Origin of the sequence: Sphingomonas sp. ASY06-1R (genome assembly GCF_052180265.1) — a bacterium.
GTDB lineage: Bacteria > Pseudomonadota > Alphaproteobacteria > Sphingomonadales > Sphingomonadaceae > Sphingomonas_I.
This window is the reverse complement of the sequence record NZ_CP197464.1, coordinates 2,806,026-2,832,211: the sequence shown is the minus strand read 5'-3', so window position 1 is coordinate 2,832,211 and position 26,186 is coordinate 2,806,026. Positions and strand designations below refer to the sequence as shown.

Here is a 26,186-nt window from a genome sequence, read left to right as displayed (position 1 = left end):
GGACATCATAACAAGGGGACGAGACGATGCGAACCGCCGGAATTACCATGATTATCGCTTCGGCGCTTTTCGCGGTCCCGCTCCATGCCGCGCCCAGCAACGCGATCAAGGCTGCGGTTGCCAATCCTGCGCGCCAGGAGGCGGAGCGCCCTCGGGATCGCTATCGCCATCCGGCGGAGACGCTGAGCTTCTTCGGCGTCGCGCCGGGGCAGACGGTGATCGAATATTCGCCCGGCGGCGGCTGGTATACGCGCATCCTGATGCCCTTATTGGCGGGCAACGGCCATTATGTCGCGGTCGTCGGCAATAGTCCCCGGGCGATCGAAGGCGCCAGGAAGCTGATCGCGACGCTCCCAGGGGCGGCCAGTGCTACGGTATCGGTCTTCGATCCGGCCGCGGCAACGATCGCCCCGGCCGGCAGCGCCGATCGCGTGCTGACCTTCCGTAACGTCCACAATATGCTGATGGCGGAAGACGGCGGCGACAAGACGGGCAAGGTGGCGCTCGCTTTCTTCAAGGCGGCCTACAAAGCGCTGAAGCCGGGCGGGATGCTGGGGGTTGTCGATCATCGCTTGCCGGAAGCGGCGTCGAAGGACCGCGAAGACACGAGCGGCTATGTCAAACGTTCGACGGTCGTCCGACTGGCGACGGAGGCGGGCTTCAAGCTCGCAGGCGAGAGCGAGATCAACGCCAATCCCAAGGACACGGCGGACTGGCCGAAGGGCGTGTGGACGCTGCCGCCGACACTGCAACTGGGCGATGAGGACCGCACCAAATATGTCGCGATCGGCGAGAGCGATCGCATGACCTTGCGGTTCGTCAAGCCGCGCTAAGCCGGTCGTACCGACCGGTTCAGTGACCGCGCCGGCAACGGCGCGGTCAGTTGAACTCCGTTGTGGAAAAGAGCGTCATCAGGTTCGCTGCGACCTGATCGGGCGCTTCGCGCGTCGGGAAATGGCCTACGCCCGGCAGCACGACCCGCTCGAACGGCCCGGTGAACTTCTCCGCAACCCGCTCGCTCACCGCCGGTGGGTTCACCCCGTCTTCTTCGCCCTGAATGTACAGCGCGGGTACGGAGAGCGTCTTCGTGCGCAGGATATTCGTCTCCAGCCACTCGCTGCGCGGATCCAGCGCGGCTTCGCCCCAGCGGGCGCGATAGGAGTGGATCGTGATCTCCGGCCAATCGGGATTGTCGAACGATCGTGCGACGCGTTCGAAGGTCGCTTCGTCAAACCATCCTGGGGGCGACCAGGCTTCCCACATCTGACGCGCAAAGCCCTTTGGATCGGCGCGCACGGCGTCGGCCCCGATCTGGGTTGCCTGGAACCAGTGATACCATAGCAGGCGCGCATGCCAGAGAGGCGGCGTCGCGAGCCCGCCCATGCGCGGCATCGAGGACAGCAACGCCATGCGCGCGACCCGATTGGGCCAGCCGACCGCCAGAGCCTCCGCAATGGTCGATCCCCAATCATGGCCCGCAACGAAGAAACGCCCGATCCCCAACCGGTCCATCATGACCATGATATCCAGCGCGATCACGGTGGTATTCCCGGTACGGGGCGTATCGTCCGACAGGAAACGGGTCGCGCCAAATCCACGCAGGCTTGGCGCGATGGTGCGATATCCGGCTTCGTTCAGCTGGCGGCCGACAATGTCCCAGGTGCTGACGTCGTCGGGCCAGCCGTGCAGCAGCAGGATCGCGGGTGCCTCGACAGGCCCCTCGTCACGATAGTCAATTTCCAGCAGGTCGGTTTCGATCGTCGGCATGGGCAGACCTCAAGGTACCAGAATCGTATCGACGGCGCGCGCTTTCGTCTCCGGGAAATCCAGCGTGTAATGGAGACCGCGGCTTTCTTTGCGGCGGAGCGCGGATCGCACGATCAGCGTCGCCACCACCACCAGATTTCTAAGCTCGATCAGATCGGGCGTGATCCGGTAATTGCCATAATAATCGTCAACCTCCTGCTGCAGCAGGGTAGCGCGATGGAGCGCGCGCTCCAGCCGCTTGGTCGTGCGAACGATGCCGACATAATCCCACATGAACCGGCGTATCTCGCGCCAATTATGCTGGACGACGATATCCTCGTCGGAATCGCGCACGCGGCTTTCGTCCCATGGTCGGATCGCGTCGGGCTCGGGTAGCTCGGCCCAATGCGCCTCGATATGCTTTGCCGCCGCCTCGCCAAACACGAAACATTCGAGCAGCGAATTGGAGGCGAGGCGGTTGGCCCCGTGCAGGCCCGATTGGGTGACCTCGCCCGCCGCATAAAGACCCGGCAGATCGGTGCGGCCGTCACGGTCGATCATCACGCCGCCGCACGTATAATGCATCGCCGGGACGACCGGGATCGGCTGCTTGGTGATGTCGATGCCGAGCGTCAGCAGCTTGGCATAGATGGTCGGGAAATGATGCTCGATGAACTCCGGCGGCTTGTGGCTGATGTCGAGGTGGACATAGTCCAACCCCAGTCGCTTGATCTCATGATCGATCGCGCGGGCGACCACATCGCGCGGGGCAAGTTCGGCGCGGGGATCGAAATCGGGCATGAAGCGGTGGCCGTTGGTAGGGAGCTTCAGCAGCCCGCCCTCGCCGCGCATGGCCTCGGTGATCAGGAAATTCTTGACCTCCAGATTATAAAGGCAGGTCGGGTGGAATTGATTGAATTCCATGTTGGATATGCGGCAACCGGCGCGCCACGCCATGGCGATCCCATCGCCGGAGGCGCCGCGCGGGGCGGTTGAATATTGGTAGACGCGGCCCGCGCCGCCGGTCGCAAGGATGGTCGCGCGCGCGGTGAACAGGGCGACGTGGCCGGTGGCGCGGTGCAGCGCATAGACACCGCGCACGCGGCCATCGCCGGAATAGCGCACCGCGTGGCGGCCGGTGACGAGGTCGATCGCGACCATGTCCGTGATCAGGCTGATATTGGGGTGGGCGTGGGCGGCTTTCTCCAGCGCCTGTTGCACCGCCCAGCCGGTGGCGTCGTCGACATGGACGATCCGGCGGTGGCTATGCCCGCCCTCGCGCGTCAGATGCCAGCGGTCATGGCCGCCGTCGCCCGCGACGCCCTCGGTCGGGTTGAAGGGGACGCCTAGTTCCGCCAGCCGCTCGATCGCGGCGGGGGCATGCTCCACCACGAACTCGACGGTCTTGCGGTCGTTCAGTCCCGCGCCCGCCACCATCGTATCTTCGATATGGCTTTCGAACGTGTCGCCCGGCTCCAGCACCGCAGCGATCCCGCCCTGCGCCCATGCGGTCGATCCCTCGGACAGGCCCGCCTTCGCCAGCACTGCCACCTTGCGGTTGTCGGCGAGGTTGAGCGCCGCTGTCAGGCCAGCCGCGCCCGAACCGATGATCAGCACGTCATAATGATGCGCCATCTAGACGTCGCCCCGGCTGGAACGGGGGCGGAGGCGAAGTCCCTTACGCATCGGCCGGCGTCCGCGTCAGGTTGAGGAAGACATCCTCCAGATCGGCTTCATGCGTCGAGACATCGACGATGCCGAGGCCCGCTGCCTGCAACGCCGCCAGAACCTCGCCCGCATTCACCTTGTCCTTGGAATAGGTGATGACGAGAGACCGCTCATTCTTGAGCTCGATCTTTTCAAAGCAGGGTGCTTGGGGGGCGACGCTCAGATCGCGGTCCAGTGTTACCGTCACCGCCTTTTCCTGCGCCATCGCCAGCAATTCCCGGGTGGGGCGGTTGGCGATGACCCGACCGTGATTGATGATCGCGATGCGATCGCACAATTCCTCGGCTTCCTGCAGATAATGCGTGGTGAGGACGACGGTGGTGCCGCGGGCGTTGAGCGCGCGGACATATTCCCACAATTGCTGGCGCAGCTCGACGTCCACGCCAGCGGTCGGTTCGTCCAGCACCAGCACCGGCGGATTGTGCACCAGCGCCTTGGCGACGAGCAGCCGACGCTTCATCCCGCCCGAAAGCGACCGCGCATAAGCGTGCGCCTTGTCGTCCAGATAGACGGCGCGCAGCAGCTCCATCGAGCGGCGCTCCTTCTTCGGCACGCCATAGAGGCCCGCATAGAGCTCCAGCATCTCGAACGGCGTGAAGAAGGGATCGAACACGATTTCCTGCGGCACGATGCCGATCGATCGCTTGGCGTTGCGCGGATGCTCGTCAATGTCGAAGCCCCAGATCGAGGCCTTGCCAGCCGTCTTCGTGACCAGACCCGCCAGGATATTGATCGTGGTCGACTTGCCTGCGCCATTGGGCCCGAGCAGCCCGAAAATCTGCCCCTGCGGGATATCGAGCGTGACATCGGTCAGCGCCTGCTTCCCACCCTTGTAAGTCTTGCACAAGCCCTGAAGGCTGATTGCCGCATCGGTCATAGCCAGAGCGCATAGAAGCTGATGGCGGTGAACGGAAGCTCTCGCTTGCCCGATGTCCGAGCCTGGATTGCGGTATCGCTAGGCGGCGCGCAATAACGGTGAAGTTAAACGGTCATTGCGAGCACAGCGAACCGAAGGTCGCCGAAGGCAAGCAATCCGGGGCGGCCCATTCAGCGCGGACATCTTCGTCGGTTTCAAGCGGTATCCGGCGGTGGCCTTCGATCTCGAAAGCCGCCGGGTCGAGGCGGGACAGGGCCCATGCGGCTGCCCCCCGGACCACGGGTGCGCCATCGTCGAGCAGGGGCACGATGCGCGGCACCAACGAGGATCGCCCGCTATTGCCCGCCGCAATCAATGCGTTGCGGACCATGCGATCGCGCCCGATCCGCTTGATGGGCGATCCTGAAAACACCGCGCGGAAGCTCGCGTCGTCCAGGGCAAGGATGTCCGCCAGTTCCGGCGCGGCGAGTTCGGCGCGCGCGGCGAAGGCGCGGTTGGCGGCGGCCGCGTCGGCAAACTTGTTCCAGGGGCATACCGCCAGGCAGTCGTCGCAGCCATAGATGCGGTTGCCGATCGCGCTGCGAAACTCGTGCGGGATCGGGCCCTTATGCTCGATCGTGAGATAAGAGATGCAGCGTCGCGCATCGAGCCGGAATGGCGCCGGAAAGGCGTCGGTCGGGCAGGCGGAGAGACAGGCGCTGCACGAGCCGCAGCGCGTGTCGCCGGCGGCGTCGGGCGTGAGATCCAGCGTGGTCATGATCGCGCCGAGCAGCAGCCAGCTGCCATCCTCGCGGCTGACAAGGTTGGTATGCTTGCCCTGCCAACCGATGCCTGCAGCTTCGGCCAGCGGCTTTTCCATCACCGGCGCCGTATCGACAAAAACCTTGAGATTGCTGTCCGGTACCGCCGCGATCAGCCAGCGCGCGAGCGCTTTCAGCGCCTTCTTCACGATGTCGTGATAATCCTGCCCCTGCGCGTAGACGGAGATGCGCCCGACGTCCGGCGCGGCCGCCAGCGCGAGCGGATCGGCTTTGGGCGCGTAGCTCATTCCGAGCATGATCACAGACCGTACTTCGGGCCACAAAGCGGCCGGACTGCCGCGTTGCTGCGCGCGTTCCTCCATCCACGTCATGTCGCCATGCGCGCCGTCGGCCAGCCAGGCCTGCAGCCGTGCGGCCGCCTGCGGAGCGGCATCGGCGCGCGCGATCCCGCAAGCGGCGAAGCCGAGCGCGCGCGCCTCCTGCTTGATCGCATCCGGCAGATTGAACGGGTTAATCACCTTGTCCCATTACCACATTAACCGAGTGCTGCTTGTATCCCGAGGCAAGGATGCACATTTTTGGGACGTTGCACGTTCATCACGAACGCGGTGGAAGGAACCCCGATGGATGTATCGAGGCGGGCGCTGATCGGCGCTGGTGGCGGCGCGTTGGCCATTGCCCTGCTGTGGCCCGGCAGAAGTCGGGGTGCCCCGATGCGGTATGAGGTGACATTCACCGATGCGGAGTGGCGCAAGAAGCTGACGCCCGCCGCCTATAATGTGCTGCGTCGCGAGGCCACCGAGCGGCCCTTTTCCAGCCCCCTGCTGAACGAGCATCGCAAGGGCCTGTTCGCCTGTGCCGGCTGCGCGCTGCCCCTCTTCTCGTCGACGACCAAGTTCGAAAGCGGCACCGGCTGGCCCAGCTTCTGGGCGCCGCTGAAAAATGCCGTGCTGACGCGCGAAGACGGTTCTCTCGGCATGACCCGTACCGAAGTGCATTGCCGCCGTTGTGGAGGTCATCTTGGACATGTCTTCGACGATGGACCGAAGCCTACGGGTTTGCGTTACTGCATGAACGGGGTAGCGCTAACATTCACTCCAGCGAAAGTCTGACTGCCGATGCATGTGTCGTTTGAGCCCCTGGGGCGCGTATGAGCCTGATCACGCCTGTCATCCTGTCCGGGGGGTCTGGCACCCGCCTGTGGCCGCTCTCGCGCACCGGCCGACCCAAGCAATTGCTGAGCCTGACATCCGAAGAGACGATGCTGCAGCTCACCGCCAGCCGCGCGCCCGTATCCGAAGGCTATGCCGCGCCGGTCGTGGTGGCCAATGCCGCCCATGTGGAAATGATCGAGGAGCAGCTGACAGCGGGCGGTCTGGAGCAGGCGCTGCTGATTCTCGAGCCCGCCGGGCGTAATACGGCCCCGGCGATCGCGGCAGCGGCACTGGCAGTTGATCGCGACGCGTTGATGCTGGTCATGCCCAGCGATCATGTCATCCGCGACGTGGCCGCGTTCCGCGCTGCGATCGCGGCCGCGACGCCGCTGGCGGAGCAGGGGTGGCTCATCACCTTCGGCATCACGCCCGACGGACCGGAAACCGGCTATGGCTATATCCAACGCGGCGAAGAATTGTCCCCGGGTGTCGCGCGCGTGCGCAACTTCGTCGAAAAGCCCGATCGTGCGACCGCTGAGCAATATCTCGCCGGTGGCGATTATAGCTGGAACGGCGGGATCTTCCTGTTTGCAGCGGGCGCCTATCTGGATGCGCTCGGTACGCATGCGCCGGACATCCTGGCTGCCGTTCAGCGTTCGATGGAGGGCGCGACCCGCGAAGGCCATCGCCTCTATCCGAACCGGCACGATTTCGCCGCTTCGCCCAGCCAGGCGATCGATTATGCGGTCATGGAGAAAGCCGAGCGCGTCGCGGTGGTCCCGGTCGAAATGGGCTGGTCCGATGTTGGCAGCTGGGATGCATTGCACGCCATCTCCGACACGGACGAGGCTGGCAACGCGCATCATGGCGAGGTTTTTGCCATCGATACCGAACGCTGCCTGATCCGGAGCGAGGGCCCGGTGGTGGCGGCCGTCGGCGTGTCCGACCTCATCGTGATCGCCACGCCCGACGCGGTGCTCATCATGCCCCGCGGCGAAAGCCAGGAGGTGAAGCGTGCGGTCGCAGCCTTGCAGAAGGACGGCCACATCACGCTAGACCGGGCGCTCTAAGCGCATAAGTGGGGAGGCGCACGGCCGTGCAACCGTTGCGCCTCCGTGCCGTTTAAGCGTTGACCAACAAGGGAAACGCCATGCGCCTCGACGATTACCGGGAAAGCGACAATGTCGAGCAGCAGCGCGGCGGCGGTGCCGGCTTTGGGGGCTTTGGCGGCGGCGGCGGCGGTCTCGGCCTGATATTCAGCCTCGTAGCCAGCCGTTTCGGCATTGTTGGGATCGTCGTGCTCGTGCTGGGCATGATGCTGTTCGGGATGAACCCGCTCAGCCTTGTCGGCGGTGGCGGAAGCCCGCAGGCGGTTCAAACCAGCCAGAAAGGCGCAGCGCAAGTGTGCGGCGCGGATCCGGCGCATCGTTTTTCGTGCCGGGTATTGGCTTCGACCGAAGATACGTGGAGCAAAATCTTCGAGCAAAATGGTCGCCGCTACGAGCCGACGACGCTGAGCTTCTACGAAAGCAGCGGCCAGTCGGGCTGCGGTGCTGCGCAGTCGGCTATGGGCCCCTTTTATTGCCCGACCGATCGCAAAGTGTATCTCGACCCGCGCTTCTTCGATGAGTTGACCAATCGTTTCAATGCCAACGGCGATTTCGCACAGGCCTACGTCGTCGCACACGAGGTGGGCCATCACGTCCAGGATTTATTGGGTACGCTGAGCGGCGTTCGTAACCGGCAGCAGGCGGCCGGCGAGGCCGGTGCCAATGCGCTCCAGGTAAGGGTTGAACTTCAGGCTGATTGTTTTGCTGGCGTTTGGGCCGCCAACGCCAAGACGGCGCAAGGCCAACCAGTGATGGAGCCCGGCGATGCCGAGGAGGGGCTGAAAGCCGCAAGCGCGATCGGCGACGACACGCTCCAGCGCTCGGCCGGGCGTACGCCGGTGCCGGACAGCTTCACGCATGGCACGTCGGCCGAGCGGGTCGCCTGGCTCAAGCGCGGTCTCGAGACCGGCGATCCCGTTAAGTGCGACACCTTCTCCGGGTCGATCGGCTAACCCGTCGCCCCTCGGCGAAGGAGGAGGATGGCGATCAGGCCTGGGTTAATCGCCCCGCGTAAGCACAATGTGCCGCCTACCTCCCACTCCGTTGCCTCCGTCGCCACCTCCCCCTGGCGGGGGAGGATCACCGCTATAGCCCGTTCACCCGATCCTCCCCCGCCAGGGGGAGGTGGCAGGCGCAGCCTGACGGAGGGGAGGAAAGCCACCGGATCAGCGGGTGACGACGTAGCGCCCGGGCGCGTCCTCGATCGGCTTGAGGTTGCCTTTGCCTGGTATGCGTGCGCCCTTGGCCGGGACGTCGCCGCCGGAACGATCCGAAATCCAGGACAGCCAGTCGGGCCACCAGCTGCCCTTATGCTCCTGAGCGCCCGCGACGAAGTCCGCTAAGGTCCGCACCGCTTCGTCGTTGATCCAATATTGATATTTGCCCGCGGCCGGCGGATTGACGACGCCCGCAATGTGGCCGGATCCGGCCAGCACGAAGCGCAGCGGCCCTGCAAAATAATGGGTCAGCTTCCACACGCTTTCGGGCGGCGCGATATGGTCTTCGCGCCCCGCTTGCACATAGACCGGCGTCTGGACCGTCGAGAGATTGATCGCGAGCCCATCGACCGCCAATTCGCCCTTCACCAATTTATTGTCGCGATAGAAATCGGCGAGATAGCGGCGATGCCAGTCGGCGGGCAGGTTGGTGACGTCGCTATTCCAGTGGAGCAGGTCGAACGGCTTATAATCGTCCGCCAGCAGGTAATTGTTGACGACATAGTTCCAGATCAGGTCGCGCCCGCGCAGCAGGTTGAACGTCGCGCCCATATAGCGGCCATCCAGAAAGCCTTCGGGCGATAGACTTTCGATCAGGGCGAGCTGAGCATCGTCGACGAACAGGGTGAGATCGCCCGCCTCGCTGAAATCGACCTGGGCGGTGAAGAAGGTCGCGCTGGCGACTTTACCGGCCTCACCCTTGGCGGCGAGCCAGGCGAGCAGCATCGACAGCGCCGTACCCGCCACGCAATAACCGACGACATGCACGCTCGGCACGCCGAGCAATTCGCGGATCGTATCGATCGCGTCGCGTTGCCCGCGCAGGACGTAATCGTCCATCGTCGTTGCGGCCATGCTGGCATCGGCCGACTTCCACGACACCATGAAGACCGACAGGCCCTGATCCACCGCCCACTTTACGAAGCTTTTCTCAGGGCTGAGGTCGAGGATGTAGAAGCGGTTGATCCACGGCGGGAAGATCAGCAGCGGCGTCGCCTGCACCTTGGGCGTCGTCGGCGCATAGTGGATAAGCTGATAGAGCGGCGTTTCCTTGATGACCTTGCCGGGCGTGGTCGCGATCGTCTTGCCGACCTCGAACGCCTTCTCCCCGACATGGCGGATCTGGCCCGCGCCCGCATCCGCCAGCATACGCTCCAGCCCGGTGATGAGATTGGCGCCGCGCGTCTCGATGATGCGGTCGAGCACCTGCGGGTTGGTCAGCGCGAAATTGGCGGGGCTCATCGCCTCGACGAAGCTGCGTGTCAGGAAGCGCAGCTGTTCCTTCTGCTTGGGATCGATGCCTTCGACCGCCTCGACACCCTTCAGCAATTGATCGGCGACCGCGACATAGCTCTGGCGGATCATATCGAAGACGGGTTCTTCCCAGCGCGCGCCCCTGAAGCGGCGGTCGCTGGTCGCCTTGGCGGCGACGCCATCCACCGCGGGAAGCATCGACTGCCATTGCGTCATGGCATCGTTCCACCAGGCGGTCTGGGTCTCGAGCAGCTCGTTGCCGGCTTTCTTATTCTCGCCCAGAATCGTGGCCGTATCGTCGACCATCTTCAACGCGGCCGACGCGCCATGCTCCATCAGCAATTGCTGCATGCGGCCGGCAACGCCCGTCCAATGGGCCATTTCGTCGAGCAAGGTCACATCTTCGGCCATCTTGTCCCTCGTGGGTGCCATTGAAGCGCAAAGCGGGTATAGCGGCCCCGCCCGGCTAGATGGGCGATACGCGCTCATACGCAAAGAGGCTTCTTTCAACCCGAGGATCTGATGAACGAGGATTTCTACCGCATTCGCCGTTTGCCCCCTTACGTGTTCGCCGAAGTGAACGCGATGAAGGCGGCGGCGCGCGCGGCGGGCGAGGACATCATCGATCTCGGCATGGGCAATCCCGACGGCGCACCGGCGCCGCACGTCATCGAGAAACTGTGCGAAGTGGCGCGCAATCCCAATGCGCATGGCTATTCCGCATCGTCGGGCATTCCCGGCCTGAAAAAGGCCCAGGCCGGCTATTATGCGCGCCGCTTCGGGGTCGAGCTCGATCCCGCCAAGGAAGTGGTCGTGACCCTGGGCTCCAAGGAAGGCCTGGCCAACCTCGCCCAGGCGATCACCGCGCCGGGCGACGTCGTGCTCGCGCCCAATCCGTCCTACCCGATTCATACGTTCGGCTTCATCATCGCAGGCGCTGCGATCCGCTCGATCCCGGCCGCGCCGGGCCCGGATTTCTTCAAGCGGCTGGAATATGCGATGGCCTATACGGTGCCGAAGCCATCGGTGCTGGTGATCGGATATCCCTCCAACCCCACCGCCTACGTCGCCGATCTCGCTTTCTACGAGCAGGTCGTCGCCTTCGCGAAGGAGCATAAGCTCTGGGTGCTGAGCGATCTGGCGTATGCCGAAATCTATTTTGGCGACACGCCGACCCCGTCGATCCTGCAGGTGCCGGGCGCCAAGGATGTCGCGATCGAATTCACGTCCATGTCCAAGACCTATTCGATGGCGGGCTGGCGGATTGGCTTCGCGGTCGGCAATCGCCAGCTGATCGGCGCGCTGACGCGGGTGAAATCTTATCTCGATTATGGCGCCTTCACGCCGATCCAGGCAGCCGCGGTGGCGGCGATCAACGGCCCGCAGGATATCGTCGCGGCCAACCGCAAACTGTATAAGGGGCGGCGCGACGTGCTCGTCGAGAGTTTCGCCCGGGCGGGGTGGGATATCCCGTCGCCGGAAGCGTCGATGTTCGCCTGGGCGCCGATCCCGCCCGCCCTCAAGCATCTCGGCGCGCTGGAATTCTCCAAGCAGTTGCTGACCCATGCGCAGGTCGCGGTCGCGCCCGGCGTCGGCTTCGGCGAGGAAGGCGAGGGCTATGTCCGCATCGCGCTGGTCGAGAATGAGCATCGCATCCGCCAGGCGGCGCGCAACGTGAAGCGCTACCTCGCCAGCATGGGGGTCAACAGCGCCGCCCAGGCGAGCTGAACCGCCGGATGCTCGACGATCTTTTCCACGTATCGAGCCTGCCGGGGCTGGCGAACACGATCCAATTGTCGCTGGCCCCGGCTTTCCTGCTCAACGGCATCGGCATCATTCTCGGCATGCTGACCGGGCGGCTGACCCGCATCGTCGATCGCGCCCGCACGGTGGAGGCGGACTTCACGCCGCGCGACCACCCGTTGCACGTCCATCAGGTCCGCGAATTGCGCCTGCTCGACCGGCGCATGCGGATCGTCAACAACGCCATCTTCCTGGCGACCTCCAGCGCGGTCGTGCTGTGTACGGTCGTGGCGATGATGTTCGTCGCGCGGCTTGCCGGCTTCAGCTTTGCCCGGACGCTGGCGGTCATGTTCGCTACATCGTTGCTGCTGCTGATCGCGAGCCTGCTGCTGTTTCTGATCGAGGTGCGCGTCGCGGTGCACGCCATCCGGATTCGCGATGAGCTGCTGGAGCGCAGCTGAACGCCAATAGCGTGTCGCCAAGACGAAAGAAGGGCCGCTCGGCCATCGTCGAGCGACCCTTCCAACATGGGTCAGCGGCCGGATGTTCGGCCCGGGAGACCCCAGCGTTTTCTAACGATGGTTAGAAACGCGTCTCCCGAACGGACAAAACCGACCCCCAAGCTGAACCATGAGACATCGGTCACCTCCTTTCGCTAAGTTGAAAAGCAGGTGGAATGTGATTCATTCCGGACGCGCGAACAAGGCTTGATTTCAAATATTTTGACGTCAGGATGTTTGGCTTCGCGCCGCCCCCGCCGGGCCCGGCTGGCGCGGTGTTCAGCCCCGGCAATCTTCCACGACACGCGCGGGCTCGGCCCATGCGGGAACGTCGATCTCGGCCAAGCCTGGGCCTGCGACCGAGAAGCGACCGCGGCTGAAGGCGATCTGGTCGAGCGCGGGATCGGTGGAAGCGAAGGTGACGGCGCTGCGGCCATCCGCGCCCGCCTGCGCCGGCCAGGTCCGCTCCGCATAGGATGTCCGGATCGTGAGCGATGGAATGTTGCCCCAGACCGACAGAATGACCAGCCGACGACCTGCGTCGCAGCGGATCGTCAGCAGCGGCGTGGTTCCCGCCGGGCCGAACATCGCGGTACGATCCGCATAGCGCCACAGACCGGGCGTATACGGGCGATCGCGCCAGTCCGTCACAGGCGGCGGGGGCGGCAGGGGTGTGGGCGCAATTGCAACCTGCCGGGGCGGCGGTGGTGCCGGGGTGGCGCATGCCGCGACCATCAGCGGCAGGATCAGCGCGAGGGACTTCCTCATACCGCGACCGGGGCGGCGATATGGGCCTGCGGAGCGTAGTCGGTCACTTCGAAATCCTCGATGGCATAGTCGAAAATGGTTGGCGGCTTGCGCAGCAGCCGCAAGCGTGGGGCGCCGGCGGGCGCACGCGCCAACTGTTCCTCGACCAGATGTTGGTGGTTCAGATAGATATGGACGTCACCGCCGCTCCAGATCAGCTCGCCGGGCTCAAGATCGCATTGCTCCGCCAGCATCGCGATCAGCAGCGAGGCCGAAAAAACGTTGAACGCGAAGCCCAGACCGAGATCGCACGAGCGTTGCCACAACATGCCCGACAATTTGCCGTCGGATACATGATATTGGTAGGTCATGTGGCAGGGTGGCAGGGCCATGCCCTCCAGCTCATCGACGTTCCAGCCTGTGAAGATGTGGCGGCGTGACGCCGGGTTGTGGCGCAGGCTGTCGACCAGCGCCGCGATCTGGTTGATGCCCTTGCCGCGCTTGTAGAGGCCGGGTTCGTCGGCTGCCTCATAATGCGGCCAATCGACCCATTGCTTGCCATAGACGGGCCCGAGCTCGCCCCATTCGGCGGCGAAGGCATCGTCGGCAAGGATGCGCGCTTCGAACGCATCGCGATCGATCGTCTCCCCCGTCGTGCGCCGATAGCGATCCAGCGGCCAATCCGTCCAGATATGGACCTTGTTGGCGACCAATGGCTGGATGTTGGTCGATCCGCTGAGAAACCATAGCAGCTCTCGCGCGGCGGTTTTCCACGCGACCCGCTTGGTCGTCAGCAGCGGAACCTGTCCGTCCGCAAGATCGAAACGGAGCTGCGCACCGAACAGGCTGCGCGTTCCGATGCCGGTACGGTCGCGCCGCTCGTCCCCCGTGTCCCAGACCTGCCGCAGCAGATCCAGATATTGCTGTTCGTAATGCATGGCGCGGGCTTAGCGGGTGGTGCGTCGCCTTGCCAGCGCCACGGCCCCGGCCTCCGCCGGGGCGACGCACTTACGCGGTATCGCGTACGCGCTCATGATGGCGGATCACCTCGTCGATCACGAAGCGCAGGAATTTCTCGGAGAAATCGGGATCGAGATGGGCGGATTGGGCCAGCTTGCGCAGCCGCGCAATCTGATCGGCTTCGCGGCCGGGGTCGGCCGGCGGCAAGCCCGCGGTCGCCTTGTAGCGGCCCACCGCCTGGGTCACCTTGAACCGCTCCGCGAGCATGAAGATCAGCGCCGCATCGATATTGTCGATGCTCCGCCGGTATTCGTCGAGCTTGGCGTCGGACACTCTGATTCCTCCATCCGGTCGGCGGTCCCCATGCGTGCGGGCTGCCCTGCGCGCAAGGGCCGCGCTTGCCTTTGAGAGGTAGACAGGCCTAAGCGCGCGACATGGTCGCTACGGTAACATCGCTGCATCGCAAATCCGCGCCATCGCTGGATCCGATGATCCAGCTGGTCGCGGCCGACATGAATCAGGTCAACAGCGTGATCCTGGCGCGCATGCAATCGGATGTGCCGCTGATCCCGGAACTGGCCGGGCATCTGATCGCCGGCGGCGGCAAGCGGATGCGGCCGATGCTGACCTTGGCCTGCGCGCGGTTGCTCGATTATCCGGGTGGCCGGCATCACAAGCTCGCCGCCGCGGTCGAGTTCATTCACACGGCCACGTTGCTGCATGACGATGTCGTCGACGGATCGGGCCTGCGGCGCGGGAAACGCACCGCCAACATTATCTGGGGGAACCCTGCCAGCGTTCTGGTCGGCGATTTCCTGTTCAGCCGATCGTTCGAGTTGATGGTCGAGGATGGCTCGTTGCGGGTGTTGAAGACGCTGTCGCATGCGAGCGCCGTCATTGCCGAGGGCGAGGTCAATCAGTTGACCGCGCAGCGCCGGATCGAGACCAGCGAGGAACGCTATCTCGACATTATCGGCGCCAAGACCGCCGCTTTGTTCGCGGCCGCCTGCCGCATCGCCGCGATCGTCGCGGAGCGGGACCTGGCGATCGAAGAGGCGCTCGATTCCTATGGCCGCAATCTGGGGATCGCCTTCCAGCTGGTCGACGACGCGATCGACTATGCGTCGGACGAGGCAACGATGGGCAAGGATACGGGCGACGATTTCCGCGACGGGAAGGTGACCCTGCCGGTCATCCTGGCGCATGCGCGAGGATCGGACGTGGAGCGCCGTTTCTGGCGTGATGCGATGGAAGGCCACCGCGCGTCCGATGCCGATCTGGCGCATGCGACGACGTTGCTGACGCAGACCGATGCGATCGCCGATACGCTGGCCCGTGCCCGCCATTATGGCCAGCGCGCCATCGATGCGCTCGCCGGGATCGGATCGGGTCCGGCCAAGGCGGCGCTGATCGAAGCGGTCGAATTCGCGGTCGCCCGCGCCTACTGATCCGCCGCGCGCGATCCGTCGCGCACGACCCCCAGCTTGCGTTCCATCTCTTCCAGCGACACCCCCTTGGTTTCGGGAAAGTAGCTCAGCACGACGATGAACTGCACCAGCATCATCGCGGCGAAGAAGTAGAAAGGCAGGCTGACGGAGATAGCGGCGACCGCCGGGAAGGTCGCGGCAATCACCGCATCCAGACCCCAATGGGTGGAGGCGCCGACCGCGCTGCCCCGGCCGCGCACGGAGGTCGGGAAAACTTCCGAAATATAGACCCAGATGACCGCGCCGGTGCTGGGCGCGAAGAAGGCGATGAAGCCGATCAGCGCGGGGAGCACCATCCAGCCCGGCAGAATCTGCCCCATGGCGAGCCCGGCCAAGATCAGGCAGCTCGCCATGCCGATCGATCCGACCAGCAGCAGCGTCCGCCGCCCGACGCGGTCGATCAGCGCCATGCCCAGCGCCGTGAAGACCGCATTGACCACGCCGATGATCACGGCCTGCACATCGGGCGAAAGCCGCCCGCCGGCATGGGCGAAGATATCGTTCAGATAATATAACAGGGCGTTGATGCCCGAAAGCTGGTTGAAGCCGGCGACCATGATGGCGAGCAGGATCGGTTTGCGATGGCCGCGCCAGGAGAGCTTCGAGCGCTCGGTGCGCACCGCCAGCGTGGCGCCGATCTCCTCCGTCTGACGTTCGGCGGCCGCTTCGTCGATCCCCACCTGGGTGAGCGCCTGGACCGCTTCGGCGATGCGTCCGCGCGCGACCAGCCAGCGCGGGCTGTTGGGGATGCGGAGCAGGAGGAGCAGGAACAGCAACGCCGGGACGGCCGACACGCCGAATTTCCAGCGCCAATCCTCCGCACCCAATCCGGCCGAAGCGATGATCGCGTTGGACAGATAAGCGGCGAGAATGCCGAAGATCACCATGAACTGAAAGGACGCAACCAGCCGCCCGCGCTTCGCCGGCGGGGATATTTCGGCAATGTAGACCGGCGCCAGCACGGATGAACCACCGACCGCCAGCCCGGCGATGACGCGGAAGAAGACCAGCGATTCCCAGCTCCACGCCAGGCCGCAGCCCAAGCCGCCCGCAACATAGAAGAGGGCAAGCACCCGCAGCGTGTTGCGGCTGCCATAACGGTCGCCAGGAATGCCCGCGCCGAGCGCACCGACCAGCGTACCCCACAGGGCCGACGACACGGTAACGCCCAGCCAGACGTCGCTGAGCCCATATTGTGCCCGCAGCGATTCGGTCGTGCCGGAAATCACCGCCGTGTCGAACCCGAACAGCAAGCCTGCCAGCGCCGCAGTGGCGATGCAGGCGAGCAGGCCCGGGTGAAGCAGGGAAGGCTCCTGGGCTGGTTGTCCGCTCGCCGGCTGCGTCACGATCGCCATGAATTCGTATCTCCCGCTGACCCGCAAACATGATCGGTCCCGGCCGCAAAGTCGACCGCGGGAAACTCGCTCCTCAGCGCGGCTGGCGATCCAGATAGAGATAGGCAGGGTCGAACTCGGCGACGCGCTCGAGCCGCGGCAGGTCCAGGATCGTGACCTGGCCACCCTTGAACTGGGCCAGGTTCTGCTCGCGCAATTCCTTGAGCGTGCGATTGACGTGGATCGCGGTGAGGCCAAGGCACTCTGCCAGATCCATCTGGGTCAGGGGCAGGGCATAGGAATTGCCGTCCGTCATCCCGACCACATTGAGACGGACCCGCATTTCGCAGAACAAGGCGGCGATCTTGGCCAAAGCGGTTCGGCGGCCGAGCGACAATTCCCATTCGCGATGGATCGCCGCATCGAGGGTCGTGGCGAACCAGTATAATCGCGTGAGATGCGGATGCCGTTCGGTGATCGCCTCCAGCTTCGCGTGGGGTACCTCCACAACGCGGCAAGGGGTCAGCGCCAGGATATGATGATCGAGCCGCTTCAGCGTGAAGCTGTGCAGATCGACGAAATCTCCGGAAATGTGCAGTTCGGTTATCTGCCGTTGGCCGTTCTTCAGATCTTTGTACCGGCACATCATGCCGTCGAGCAGCAACGTGCTGACGTCCAGCTCGACACCCTCGCGGATGACGACCTGATCCGCCTGGTAGGTTTTGACCGGCCCCAGGGCGTCGCGAATGGCCTGCTCTTCCTCGGCGCTGACGCGGTCGCGCGCGCGCAATTTCATCAGATGCCGTTCAATCACGAGTGCGCCCAGCCGGTCCCCAGTGCCGGAAATAGAATGGTCATGGCGACGTAACGCCTATCCGCAAAAGTGGTTCGATGCCGCGGCGGCGCTTGGGTCGATCAGCCTTGGCCCCCGATGTAACGATCCACGACGCGTTCCAGCATCGTCAGCGGCATATTGCCGCCCAGCACGATCGCATCGTCGAAGCGACGCAGATCATACTTCGCGCCCAGGCTGGATTGCGCCTTCGTGCGCAGGCGGTTCATCTCGTTATGGCCCATTTTATAGCCGCAGGCTTGCCCCGGCCACGAGCAGTAGCGATTGAGTTCGGCGCGCAATTGCTCGCGCGGCTGGCCGGTGCCTTGCGAGAACCAGTCGAGCGCCTGGTCGAAGCCCCAGCGCTTGGCATGGATGCCACTGTCGACCACCAACCGGCAGGCGCGGAAGTTGATGGACTGGAGATAGCCGATCTTGCCGAGCGGATCGTCGGCATAGGCGCCAAGCTCGTCGCCCAATTGCTCCGAATAGAGCGCCCAGCCTTCGGAATACGCATTGAACGCCAGCAGCGAGCGGATCAGCGGCAATTTGTAACTATATTCGCCCTGCCAGATGTGACCTGGAATGCCCTCGTGATAGCAAAGCGTCGGCAGCGAATAACGCGGCCAATTGGCGGTATCCTTCAGGTTGATGAAATAGACGCCGGGTGTGCTGCCGTCGATTGCGCCGGGACCGGCATAGCCGTCGGGCATGCCGTCCTGGATCGCCGGCGGCACGCGCTTGATGACGAGATTGCCTTTCACCATCGTCGCGAAAGCGCGCGGCAGGCGGGTGCGGATGTCGGCGATGCGGCCGTTGAGATAGGCTAGCAGCTTGGCGCGGCCGGCATCGTCGTTGGAAAAGAGCAGGTCCGGTCGCTTGGACAGGGCGGTAAGGCGCTCACCGACGCTGCCCTTGGTAATGCCCTGCGCCTTGAGCAACGTATCGATCTGGGCGTTGAGCGCCGCATTTTGCTCGACGCCCAAGCGATGAAGTTCGTCCGGCGTGGCATTGGTGGTGGTGCCGGCTTTTACCAGCCAGGTATAATAGGCTTCGCCGCCCGGGCGCGCCCAGATGCCGGGTACGTCGCGGGCCTTGGCGCGGGCTGCGGCGAGCGCGGCGGCCTGCCGGTCGAGCGCGGGGGCGACCTGCTGGCGGACGATAGCAGCGGCCTTGTCGACATAGGATCCGGGCAGCCCGGCTTTGGCGACCTTGGTCTTGAACGTCTCGATCAACCCCCATTGCTCGCTCGGCTGATCGCGCATGCCGTGCAGCTGCCGCACGGCGATGTCGTTGAGGAAACCGGGCAGGATCGCGCCCTGTGCCTGATCGGCGGTGAGACGTCCGGTCTCGCCATCCAGTGCCCGGGCGTAGGCCGCTATGCGGGAAAGATAGGCGTCGGCATCGGCGGCGTTGGCGACGTCATGATGGTTTTCCAGCGTGTCCGGCAGCTCGACATAGGCGCCCGTGTTTTGCGACACGACATAGGGGGTGCTGCGATAGCTATTGTTGCTGTTGAAGATTGCGACATCGCCGACCGGCATGGTCCGCCAGCCTTCCGCCGCCAATTCATGCGCGGTCTGGCAGACGTCCAGGTCGAGCGCGACGCCGTGCGAAAGGCGGGTGCGGTCGATCGCCTTGAGCCGGGCGAGGCGTTCGCCGGCGCGCGCGGCACGTTTGCGGTTCGCCTCCTGGCTGCGATCGCCCAACTGGCTGTGGAGCGCGATCCGGGCGGCCTTATCGATACCGAGGCCAGCGGCGCTTTCGGGGAAATCGGTGAGCAATTCCTCGGCGATCGTGTCGAGATAGGCGATAGCCTGCGCGTCCCCCGGTGCAGCCGGCGCCTGCGCCAAAGCGGGCACGGCCGCGGCCATGCCGACCGCGCCGGCGCCGGCCAGCAATTCGCGACGGGTGGTGAGCATGCGGCAGTCTCCTAGCGAGTGCATTTCTATTCCATACCGCTCATCCTGAGGAGCCGCTGAGCCTGACGAAGCGGCATCTCGAAGGATCCTTCGAGACGGCATTTCGACAAGCTCAATGCCTCCTCAGGATGAGCGGGAAATTGCGTGAGCTTAGGCTTCACCTTCGAATTCCGGAAGCGTCCCGTCCGTCATGGCGGCCATGAAATGGCGGCGGCACATTGCGACATAGCGGTCATTGCCGCCGATTTCGGTCTGGGCGCCTTCGCGGGCGACCCGGCCGGCCGCGTCGACCCGCAGGTTCATGGTCGCCTTGCGGCCGCACCCGCAGACCGCTTTGATCTCGTTAAGGCTGTCGGCGAGCGCCAGCAGCCATTTGCTGCCTTCGAACAGCTGCGCCTGGAAATCGGTGCGCAGGCCATAAGCGAGGACGGGGATGCCGGCCCGGTCGCAGATGGCGGCGAGCTGGAGGACCTGGTCGCGCGTCAGGAACTGGGCTTCGTCCACCAGCACGCAACTGAGCGGCGCCAGATCATGCTGCGTCAGGATCGCGGCGGCGAGATCGGTATCGGCGGCGAACAAATTTGCCTCCGTCTCCAGCCCGATGCGCGACGTGATCGTTCCGGCGCGGAAGCGATCGTCGATCGCCGCGGTCCACAACATCGTCGCCATGCCGCGCTCGCGATAATTGAAGTCCGCCTGCAGCAAGGTGGTGGATTTGCCTGCGTTCATCGAGGCGTAGTAGAAATAGAGCTTGGCCATTGCTGGTGCCTATGGCGGATCGGGCGGCGGGTTTGAAGCATTACCATTATATCACCGTTCGTTCCGAGTGGCGTCGAGTAGCTGCGGAGCAGCGTATCGAGACGACGTATCGAGGGGCATGTCTCGATACGGCTTCTCGACTTCGCTCGAACCCTACTCGACACGAACGGGGTGGGTTATGGAGTTGATCTGGCTTAATCGCGCCGGGTGACCGAGCTCCCCATCCACGCCGTGCTGCCCGATCTTCTCGCCGCGCTGGCGAGCGCGCCAAATGCGGTGCTGGTGGCGCCGCCGGGCGCGGGCAAGACCACGGCGGTGGCGCCGGCCTTGCTCGACCAGCCCTGGTGCAGGGGGCGCGTGCTGCTGCTGTCGCCGCGGCGGATTGCGGCGCGGGCGGCGGCGGAGCGGATCGCAGAGGTGGCGGGCGAAGCGGTTGGCGGGCGGATCGGCTACGCCACTCGGCTCGACAGCAAGCAATCGGCAGCGACGCGGCTGCTGGTGGTGACGCAGGGCATCTTCGTGGCGATGGTGCAGGCGGATCCGGAGCTGGCGGGTGTGAGCGCGGTGCTGTTCGACGAAGTGCACGAGCGCAGTTTGGATGGCGATTTCGGGCTGGCGCTGGCACTGGACGTGCAGGCGGCGCTGCGACCCGAATTGCGGCTGGTAGCGATGTCCGCGACGCTGGCCGGGGAGAAGTTCGCGGCCTTGCTCAGTGGGGCGCCGGTGATCGAGAGCGCCGGGCGGAGCTTCCCGATTACGCACGTCTATCTCGGGCGGCGCGAGCAACGGATCGAGGAGGATATGGCGCCTGCGATCCGACGGGCGCTTTCCGAGACACAAAGCGGTGTGCTCGCCTTTCTGCCGGGCGTCGCCGAGATCGAACGCACCGCCGAGCGGCTGGCGGGATTGCCGGCGGACGTCGTGCTGCATCGACTACACGGCTCGCTGGATCCGGGCGCGCAGCGGGCCGCGATCCGGGCGGAGGCGGCGGGCCGGCGCAAGCTGGTGCTGGCGACTGCGATCGCGGAGACCAGTCTGACGCTGGACGGGGTTTCGACCGTGGTGGATTCAGGGCTGGCGCGGCGGCCGCGCTATGACCGGGCGGCGGGGATGACGCGGCTGGGGACGGAGCGCGTGAGCCAGGCGGCGGCGACGCAGCGCGCGGGCCGTGCCGGGCGGCAGGCGCCGGGTATCGTCTATCGGCTGTGGGAAGAGGCGGCGACGGCGGGGCTGGCCCCATTCGATCCGCCCGAGATTGCCGAGGCGGATCTGTCCGGGCTGGTGCTGGCCTGTGCGATCTGGGGTGTCAGCGATCCGGGGCAATTGCGCTGGATCGACCCGCCAAGCGCGCCCGCGGTCGCCGAGGCGAAGCGGCGGCTGGAAGCGTTCGGGCTGATCGATGCGGACGGGCGACCGACCGGGCATGGCCGCCAGGTGGCGCGGCTGCCGGTCAGCCCGCGGCTGGGCCATATGCTGGTGGCGGCAGGCGATCATGGCTGGGGACGCACCGCGGCGGAGGTGGCGGTATTGTTATCGGAACAATGTCTGGGCGGCAGCAGCGATCCGGACCTGGAGACGCGCCTGCGACGCTGGCGGAGCGAGCGCGGCCGGCGGGCGGAGGCGGCACGCGGGCTGGCCCAGCGCTGGGAAAGGATGGCGGGCGGCGGCGCCGGGCAGGGCCCGGTGGGCGCCTGCATCGCGCTGGCCTTCCCCGATCGCATCGCCAAGCGGCGCGGGGCGGACGGTGCCGACTGGATCGCGGCCGGCGGACGCGGGCTGCGGCTGGACCCCGCATCGGCGCTGGCGCGGGCCGAATGGCTGGCGGTGGCGGAAACGCAGGGTTCGGCCGCCGGCGCGCGCATCCTTTCGGCCGCGCCGACCGATCAGGCGGAGGTCGAAGCGCTGTTCGGCGACCGGATCGAAACGCGCCGGACGGTCCGGTTCGATCCGGCAACCGGCGGCGTGGCGGCGACACGCGAGCGGCGGCTGGGGGCGATCCGGCTCTCGTCCGGCCCGGACAGCCATGCCGATCCGGCGGACATTGCCGCAGCGTTGGTGGAGGGCGTGCGGACGCATGGGCTCGATCGATTACCGTGGCCGGATGCGGCCAAGGCCTTGCGGCAGCGCGCCAGCTATGTCGGCGGGGCGGATCTGTCGGAGGAGGCGTTGCTCGGCCGGCTGGACGAATGGCTGCCGGGGCTGGTCGAGGGAAGGCGCAGGCTGAGCGACATTGCCGGTGGGGCGCTGGTGCACGCGCTGGAAAATCTGATCGGTTGGGAGGGTAAGCAGGCGATCGATGCCCAGGCGCCGGCGCATTTCACCTCTCCGCTCGGGACGACGCATGCGATCGACTATGGCGCCGAAGGCGGGCCGGCGGTGGAGCTGCGCGTGCAGGCCTTGTTCGGGCTGGCGGCGCATCCGATGATCGGGACGACGCCCCTGGTGTTGCGGCTGACCTCACCCGCGGGGCGGCCAATCCAGACGACGCGCGATCTGCCCGGTTTCTGGAAGGGGAGCTGGGCGGAGGTCGCGAAGGAGATGCGCGGACGCTATCCGCGTCATCCCTGGCCTGAGGATCCGACGCAGGCGGATCCGACGTTGCGGACGAAGCGGGCGAGTGGGCGGTAAGGTTTTGGGTGTGTGGTTCGTGCTGCGGTCCTTCGATACGCGTTCTCGATACGCTGCTGACGCAGCTACTCGACCGCTACTCAGGATGAGCGGGTATTTATTAGGGCCGCCAAAGCCGCTCATCCTGAGTAGGGATCGAGTAGCAGCGAAGCTGCGTAGCGAGAGCCCGTATCGAAGGACGCCATCATTGCCGGATCGCCGCTCATCCCTATGTGTAGCAGGACAGTCGGGGACAGCATGAAGACGATCCACCTGAACATCACGCTCGCTGCGGCATCCGCGATCACGCTGGCGGCGTGCGATCAGCCGGCCAAGGAATGGACGGCCGCGCAAGATACTGCGGTGTGCGCCGATCGGAACGGGACGCGGGTGCCGGATGCGCAATGCCAGGCGCAGAGCCAGAACCATCATATCGGCGCGGGCGTCGGCACCGCGTTCCTGTGGTATTATCTCGGCCGCAACAGCGCGATCCCTTATTATGGCGAGCGGTTGCGCGGCGGATCGTTCACGCGGACGCCCGGCGCTACCTATTTCCATGCGCCGGTGCGCACCGCGATGACGCGCAGCGCGGCGATTTCGCGCGGCGGCTTCGGCTCTTCGGCGCGCAGCTTCGGAAGCTTCGGCGAGTGATCCGCGACACGGTGCCGCCGCGGGCCGACTGGCAGAGCCGGGTCGAGGCGCGCGGGCTGATCTGGCACAGCGCCGACGGGCGGCCTTATTGGGACGAAGGCAATTTCTATCGCTTCGACCGGATCGAAGTGGACCTGATCGAGGGCGCGACCGCGGAGCTGTATCGGCTGTTCCTGGAAGCGGGGCAGGCGGTGATCGACGATCCCAAGGCGCTGGGCATATTCGGCATTCCGCCCGCCTGGCACGAGGCGATCCGCGCCGCGTGGCGCGACGAGCCGCCGGCGCTGAACTTCGGCCGCTTCGATCTGGGCTATAACGGCAAGGGCCCACCCAAGCTGTTTGAATATAACTGCGACACGCCGACGTCGCTGCTGGAGGCGTCGGTGATCCAGTGGGACTGGAAGCAGGATGTGCTGCCCCAGACCGATCAGTTTAACAGCCTGCATCAACGGCTGGTGGGCAAATGGGCGGATCTGCGCACGCTGGTGCCCGATCGGCAGATCCATTTCGCGCATGTCGCCGATGCGATCGGCGAGGATACGGTGACGGTGGCCTATCTGCGCGACACCGCGGAGGAAGCCGGGCTGAAGACCAAGGCGATCGCGATCGACGATATCGGCTGGGATCGCCAGCAGGGCCGGTTCGTCGACCTGGACGAGCAGATCATGACGACGATCTTCAAACTCTATCCGTGGGAATGGCTGACGGATGAGCAGTTCGGCCGCAATCTGCTGGAGAGCCTGGATCGCACGATCTGGATGGAGCCGGTGTGGAAGATGATCTGGAGCAACAAGGCGATCCTGCCGGTGCTGTGGACGATGTTCCCGGGCCATCCCAATCTGCTGCCGGCCAGCTATAGTCCGCTCGGCGGCGATGTGGTGACCAAGCCGGCTTTGTCGCGTGAGGGCGCCAACGTGGTGATCCATCGCGATGCCAAGGTGATCGCGGCGAGTTCGGGGGCCTATCAGGACAGCCACACCATCTATCAGGCGCTGTACGATCTGCCACAGACGGCGCCTGGCTGTTACCCGGTGATCGGCAGCTGGATCGTGGACGGCGCACCGGCGGGGATGGGCATCCGCGAGGATGGGCTGATTACGGGCAATAATGCGCGGTTCGTGCCGCATGTGATCGGGTAGGCGCAGCGCCTCCGGAGCTTGCGTATCTGCCTCTCGATGGATGCTGAAACATGTTCGGCATGACGGTAAGCCTTGACCCGTAACGACGGCGCGGTATCGCTGCGTTCATGGTTCACGCCCGCATCCGTCCGCGCATCAAGAGCAGCATGCAATCCGGCCGCGCCCGCGAAGGGGCGTGGCTGCTGGAATATGAGCCGACCGAGGCCAAGCGCGCTGATCCGCTGACCGGCTGGGCCGGATCGGGCGATACGCGCGAGCAGGTGACGCTCGGCTTCCCGACGCTGGACGCGGCGAAGGCCTATGCCGAAAAGCATGGCCTGACCTATCATGTCACGCCGGGGCAGGTGGAGCGCCCGCTCAAGCTGCAGGCCTATGCCGAGAATTTCCGGGGTCCGGACTTGGTCTGATGGCGGACGATCCTCGGATCGACGCCTATATCGACGCTGCCCCGCCGTTCGCGCAGCCCATTCTGCGCCACATCCGCGCGACGATCCACGCCGTCTGCCCCAAGGTGGACGAGACGATCAAGTGGAGCCGGCCCTTCTTCGAATATCAGGGGCGCATGTTCGCCGGGATGGCGGCGTTTAAGGCGCATGCCTCCCTTGTCCTGTGGAATCTGGGGGAGGCAGGCGGGGAAACCAGCCGCGATCAGGATGGCATGGGGCAGTTCGGTCGGCTTACCAGCCTGGCAGACCTTCCGGACGACGCGGCGCTGACGCAGGCGATCGAGGTGGCGCTGCGCGCGATCGAGGCGGGTAAGCCGGCGCGCGCCAAGACGTCGCCCAGGGCGCCATTGCCGGTGCCGGAGGCGCTGGCGACCGCGCTGGCCGCGGCGCCGGCGGCCAAGTCGACCTTCGAGGGCTTTTCGGCCAGCAACCGGCGCGATTATTGCGAATGGATCGGGGAGGCGAAGCGGGCGGAGACGCAGGCTGCGCGCGTGGCGCAGGCGATCGCGTGGCTGGCCGAGGGTAAGCCGCGTCACTGGAAATATCAGAAATGACGCGGGGTCAGCGATCGGCTTGGCCGCATCGGCGGATCAGCAGGTGTTCAGGTCGGGCAATGCTTTGACACGCTCAGCGCAAACGGGATCGCGCCACCGATAGGAACGGCGCGCGTAGGCGGATGGGTCAGGCGGCAACCTGCTTGTCGCGCGTGGCTTCGGCGCGGGCACGGCGGGCATAGGCATCGGCAAAGCGAAGATGGATAGCGTGCACCGCCGGATCGCTGGATTGCTCTGCCATCAGCCGGGCGTCTCGCTCCCGCTGCAGAAAATATTGCTGATCGTCCTTACGCGCGGGCATGGCCACGCTCCTCTTACCCTACAAGCGGCAGCCTGCTGTTCCCACAGTCCGCTGTCCCGGTGCCACGCCTGCGTAACGAGTCGGCGCCGATGAGCAACTATAGACCCGTCGGCGGTCACCCACCACTTACCTGCATTAATAGCGGCCATTTCGGTTCTATTTGGTGGGGGAGGCGGCCTTCAAATCGCGGATCTGGGCGTCAAGCTCGGCAATGCGGTCCCGTTGGGGTGAGCCGACGGGCAGCCCCTTCAGCCGCGCCTCGGCCCATAGCCGGTTACGTTCGCCCTGCAGCTGCTTGATCGATGGTGCGTCCATGGCCCCGCCTTAACGGATCGGGGCGCGAATGGCGACCGCCCGC

Annotated in this window: 26 protein-coding genes; 12 read left to right on the top strand and 14 right to left on the bottom strand. The window is 65.3% G+C overall.

What is annotated here, in order from left to right; translation table 11 throughout:
• Window positions 1-47 precede the first annotated feature (47 nt).
• A complete protein-coding gene (locus tag ACSBM8_RS13655) occupies window positions 48-833 on the top strand; it encodes a class I SAM-dependent methyltransferase (protein WP_442678559.1) in 786 nt (261 codons plus the stop codon).
• Between the two features lie 46 nt (window positions 834-879).
• Here the strand turns inward: ACSBM8_RS13655 and ACSBM8_RS13650 are convergent, their stop codons facing one another.
• The 4 genes from ACSBM8_RS13650 to queG all read right to left on the bottom strand — a co-directional run bounded on the left by ACSBM8_RS13650 (window position 880) and on the right by queG (window position 5,630).
• A complete protein-coding gene (locus ACSBM8_RS13650) occupies window positions 880-1,767 on the bottom strand; it encodes an alpha/beta fold hydrolase (RefSeq protein WP_442678558.1) in 888 nt (295 codons plus the stop codon).
• 9 nt (window positions 1,768-1,776) lie between these two features.
• Entirely contained in the window at window positions 1,777-3,381 is a 1,605-nt protein-coding gene (gene nadB, locus ACSBM8_RS13645; protein ID WP_442678557.1) for an L-aspartate oxidase, read from the bottom strand.
• A 43-nt stretch (window positions 3,382-3,424) separates the two neighbouring features.
• Window positions 3,425-4,351, bottom strand: a complete 927-nt coding sequence (locus tag ACSBM8_RS13640) for an ABC transporter ATP-binding protein (RefSeq protein ID WP_442678556.1) — start codon at window positions 4,349-4,351, stop codon at window positions 3,425-3,427.
• Between the two features lie 112 nt (window positions 4,352-4,463).
• Entirely contained in the window at window positions 4,464-5,630 is a 1,167-nt protein-coding gene (queG, locus tag ACSBM8_RS13635; RefSeq protein ID WP_442678555.1) for a tRNA epoxyqueuosine(34) reductase QueG, read from the bottom strand.
• Window positions 5,631-5,735: 105 nt separating this feature from the next.
• Here queG and msrB point away from each other — a divergent pair, with 105 nt between their 5' ends.
• The 3 genes from msrB (at window position 5,736) to ypfJ (ending at window position 8,328) form a co-directional block, all read left to right on the top strand.
• Window positions 5,736-6,224: a peptide-methionine (R)-S-oxide reductase MsrB gene (msrB, locus tag ACSBM8_RS13630; protein ID WP_442678554.1), complete on the top strand. Its 489-nt coding sequence runs from the start codon at window positions 5,736-5,738 to the stop codon at window positions 6,222-6,224.
• A 38-nt stretch (window positions 6,225-6,262) separates the two neighbouring features.
• Window positions 6,263-7,336 carry a mannose-1-phosphate guanylyltransferase/mannose-6-phosphate isomerase gene (locus ACSBM8_RS13625; protein WP_442678553.1) on the top strand — a complete coding sequence of 358 codons (1,074 nt, stop codon included), beginning with the start codon at window positions 6,263-6,265 and terminating at the stop codon, window positions 7,334-7,336.
• An 80-nt stretch (window positions 7,337-7,416) separates the two neighbouring features.
• Complete coding sequence (ypfJ, locus tag ACSBM8_RS13620) at window positions 7,417-8,328, top strand: KPN_02809 family neutral zinc metallopeptidase (protein ID WP_442678552.1); 912 nt, start codon at window positions 7,417-7,419, stop codon at window positions 8,326-8,328.
• Window positions 8,329-8,541: 213 nt separating this feature from the next.
• On the opposite strand, the gene ACSBM8_RS13615 is transcribed toward ypfJ, so the two are convergent.
• The gene (locus ACSBM8_RS13615) at window positions 8,542-10,257 is read right to left on the bottom strand and encodes a PHA/PHB synthase family protein (protein ID WP_442678551.1); all 1,716 of its coding nucleotides are present in this window, start codon (window positions 10,255-10,257) and stop codon (window positions 8,542-8,544) included.
• Between the two features lie 111 nt (window positions 10,258-10,368).
• Here ACSBM8_RS13615 and ACSBM8_RS13610 point away from each other — a divergent pair, with 111 nt between their 5' ends.
• Both ACSBM8_RS13610 and ACSBM8_RS13605 read left to right on the top strand, forming a co-directional pair.
• Window positions 10,369-11,574 carry an LL-diaminopimelate aminotransferase gene (locus ACSBM8_RS13610; protein ID WP_442678550.1) on the top strand — a complete coding sequence of 402 codons (1,206 nt, stop codon included), beginning with the start codon at window positions 10,369-10,371 and terminating at the stop codon, window positions 11,572-11,574.
• An 8-nt stretch (window positions 11,575-11,582) separates the two neighbouring features.
• On the top strand, window positions 11,583-12,050 hold the full coding sequence (locus ACSBM8_RS13605) for a DUF2721 domain-containing protein (protein WP_442678549.1): 468 nt from the start codon (window positions 11,583-11,585) through the stop codon (window positions 12,048-12,050).
• Between the two features lie 318 nt (window positions 12,051-12,368).
• On the opposite strand, the gene ACSBM8_RS13600 is transcribed toward ACSBM8_RS13605, so the two are convergent.
• From ACSBM8_RS13600 to ACSBM8_RS13590, 3 genes are all read right to left on the bottom strand, one after another.
• A complete protein-coding gene (locus ACSBM8_RS13600; protein WP_442678548.1) occupies window positions 12,369-12,857 on the bottom strand; it encodes a hypothetical protein in 489 nt (162 codons plus the stop codon).
• Entirely contained in the window at window positions 12,854-13,774 is a 921-nt protein-coding gene (gene thyA, locus ACSBM8_RS13595) for a thymidylate synthase (RefSeq protein WP_442678547.1), read from the bottom strand. Before thyA ends, ACSBM8_RS13600 begins: the two co-directional genes overlap by 4 nt.
• 70 nt (window positions 13,775-13,844) lie before the next feature.
• Window positions 13,845-14,129 carry a chorismate mutase gene (locus tag ACSBM8_RS13590; RefSeq protein ID WP_442678546.1) on the bottom strand — a complete coding sequence of 95 codons (285 nt, stop codon included), beginning with the start codon at window positions 14,127-14,129 and terminating at the stop codon, window positions 13,845-13,847.
• A gap of 101 nt (window positions 14,130-14,230) precedes the next feature.
• Between ACSBM8_RS13590 and ACSBM8_RS13585 the strand changes: the two genes are divergently transcribed.
• Window positions 14,231-15,244: a polyprenyl synthetase family protein gene (locus ACSBM8_RS13585; protein WP_442678545.1), complete on the top strand. Its 1,014-nt coding sequence runs from the start codon at window positions 14,231-14,233 to the stop codon at window positions 15,242-15,244.
• On the opposite strand, the gene ACSBM8_RS13580 is transcribed toward ACSBM8_RS13585, so the two are convergent.
• The 4 genes from ACSBM8_RS13580 to ACSBM8_RS13565 form a co-directional block, all read right to left on the bottom strand.
• The gene (locus ACSBM8_RS13580) at window positions 15,238-16,638 is read right to left on the bottom strand and encodes a sugar porter family MFS transporter (protein ID WP_442678544.1); all 1,401 of its coding nucleotides are present in this window, start codon (window positions 16,636-16,638) and stop codon (window positions 15,238-15,240) included. The genes ACSBM8_RS13585 and ACSBM8_RS13580 overlap by 7 nt on opposite strands.
• A gap of 73 nt (window positions 16,639-16,711) precedes the next feature.
• The gene (locus ACSBM8_RS13575; RefSeq protein WP_442678543.1) at window positions 16,712-17,413 is read right to left on the bottom strand and encodes a Crp/Fnr family transcriptional regulator; all 702 of its coding nucleotides are present in this window, start codon (window positions 17,411-17,413) and stop codon (window positions 16,712-16,714) included.
• A 119-nt stretch (window positions 17,414-17,532) separates the two neighbouring features.
• A complete protein-coding gene (locus tag ACSBM8_RS13570; protein WP_442678542.1) occupies window positions 17,533-19,371 on the bottom strand; it encodes a DUF885 domain-containing protein in 1,839 nt (612 codons plus the stop codon).
• 150 nt (window positions 19,372-19,521) lie between these two features.
• Window positions 19,522-20,130 (bottom strand): thymidine kinase, encoded by a 609-nt coding sequence (locus ACSBM8_RS13565; RefSeq protein ID WP_442678541.1) that lies wholly within the window; start codon window positions 20,128-20,130, stop codon window positions 19,522-19,524.
• A 207-nt stretch (window positions 20,131-20,337) separates the two neighbouring features.
• On the opposite strand from ACSBM8_RS13565, the gene hrpB reads away from it, so the two are divergent.
• The 5 genes from hrpB (at window position 20,338) to ACSBM8_RS13540 (ending at window position 25,527) form a co-directional block, all read left to right on the top strand.
• On the top strand, window positions 20,338-22,758 hold the full coding sequence (gene hrpB, locus ACSBM8_RS13560; RefSeq protein WP_442678540.1) for an ATP-dependent helicase HrpB: 2,421 nt from the start codon (window positions 20,338-20,340) through the stop codon (window positions 22,756-22,758).
• 237 nt (window positions 22,759-22,995) lie between these two features.
• On the top strand, window positions 22,996-23,388 hold the full coding sequence (locus ACSBM8_RS13555) for a hypothetical protein (RefSeq protein WP_442678539.1): 393 nt from the start codon (window positions 22,996-22,998) through the stop codon (window positions 23,386-23,388).
• The gene (locus tag ACSBM8_RS13550) at window positions 23,385-24,527 is read left to right on the top strand and encodes a glutathionylspermidine synthase family protein (RefSeq protein ID WP_442678538.1); all 1,143 of its coding nucleotides are present in this window, start codon (window positions 23,385-23,387) and stop codon (window positions 24,525-24,527) included. Before ACSBM8_RS13555 ends, ACSBM8_RS13550 begins: the two co-directional genes overlap by 4 nt.
• A gap of 107 nt (window positions 24,528-24,634) precedes the next feature.
• Entirely contained in the window at window positions 24,635-24,934 is a 300-nt protein-coding gene (locus ACSBM8_RS13545; protein ID WP_442678537.1) for an NADH dehydrogenase ubiquinone Fe-S protein 4, read from the top strand.
• Window positions 24,934-25,527 (top strand): YdeI/OmpD-associated family protein, encoded by a 594-nt coding sequence (locus tag ACSBM8_RS13540; RefSeq protein WP_442678536.1) that lies wholly within the window; start codon window positions 24,934-24,936, stop codon window positions 25,525-25,527. Before ACSBM8_RS13545 ends, ACSBM8_RS13540 begins: the two co-directional genes overlap by 1 nt.
• 127 nt (window positions 25,528-25,654) lie before the next feature.
• Here ACSBM8_RS13540 and ACSBM8_RS13535 read toward each other — a convergent pair whose 3' ends face one another.
• Complete coding sequence (locus ACSBM8_RS13535; RefSeq protein WP_442678535.1) at window positions 25,655-25,828, bottom strand: hypothetical protein; 174 nt, start codon at window positions 25,826-25,828, stop codon at window positions 25,655-25,657.
• 156 nt (window positions 25,829-25,984) lie between these two features.
• Window positions 25,985-26,143 carry a hypothetical protein gene (locus ACSBM8_RS13530; RefSeq protein ID WP_442678534.1) on the bottom strand — a complete coding sequence of 53 codons (159 nt, stop codon included), beginning with the start codon at window positions 26,141-26,143 and terminating at the stop codon, window positions 25,985-25,987.
• Window positions 26,144-26,186: the final 43 nt, after the last annotated feature.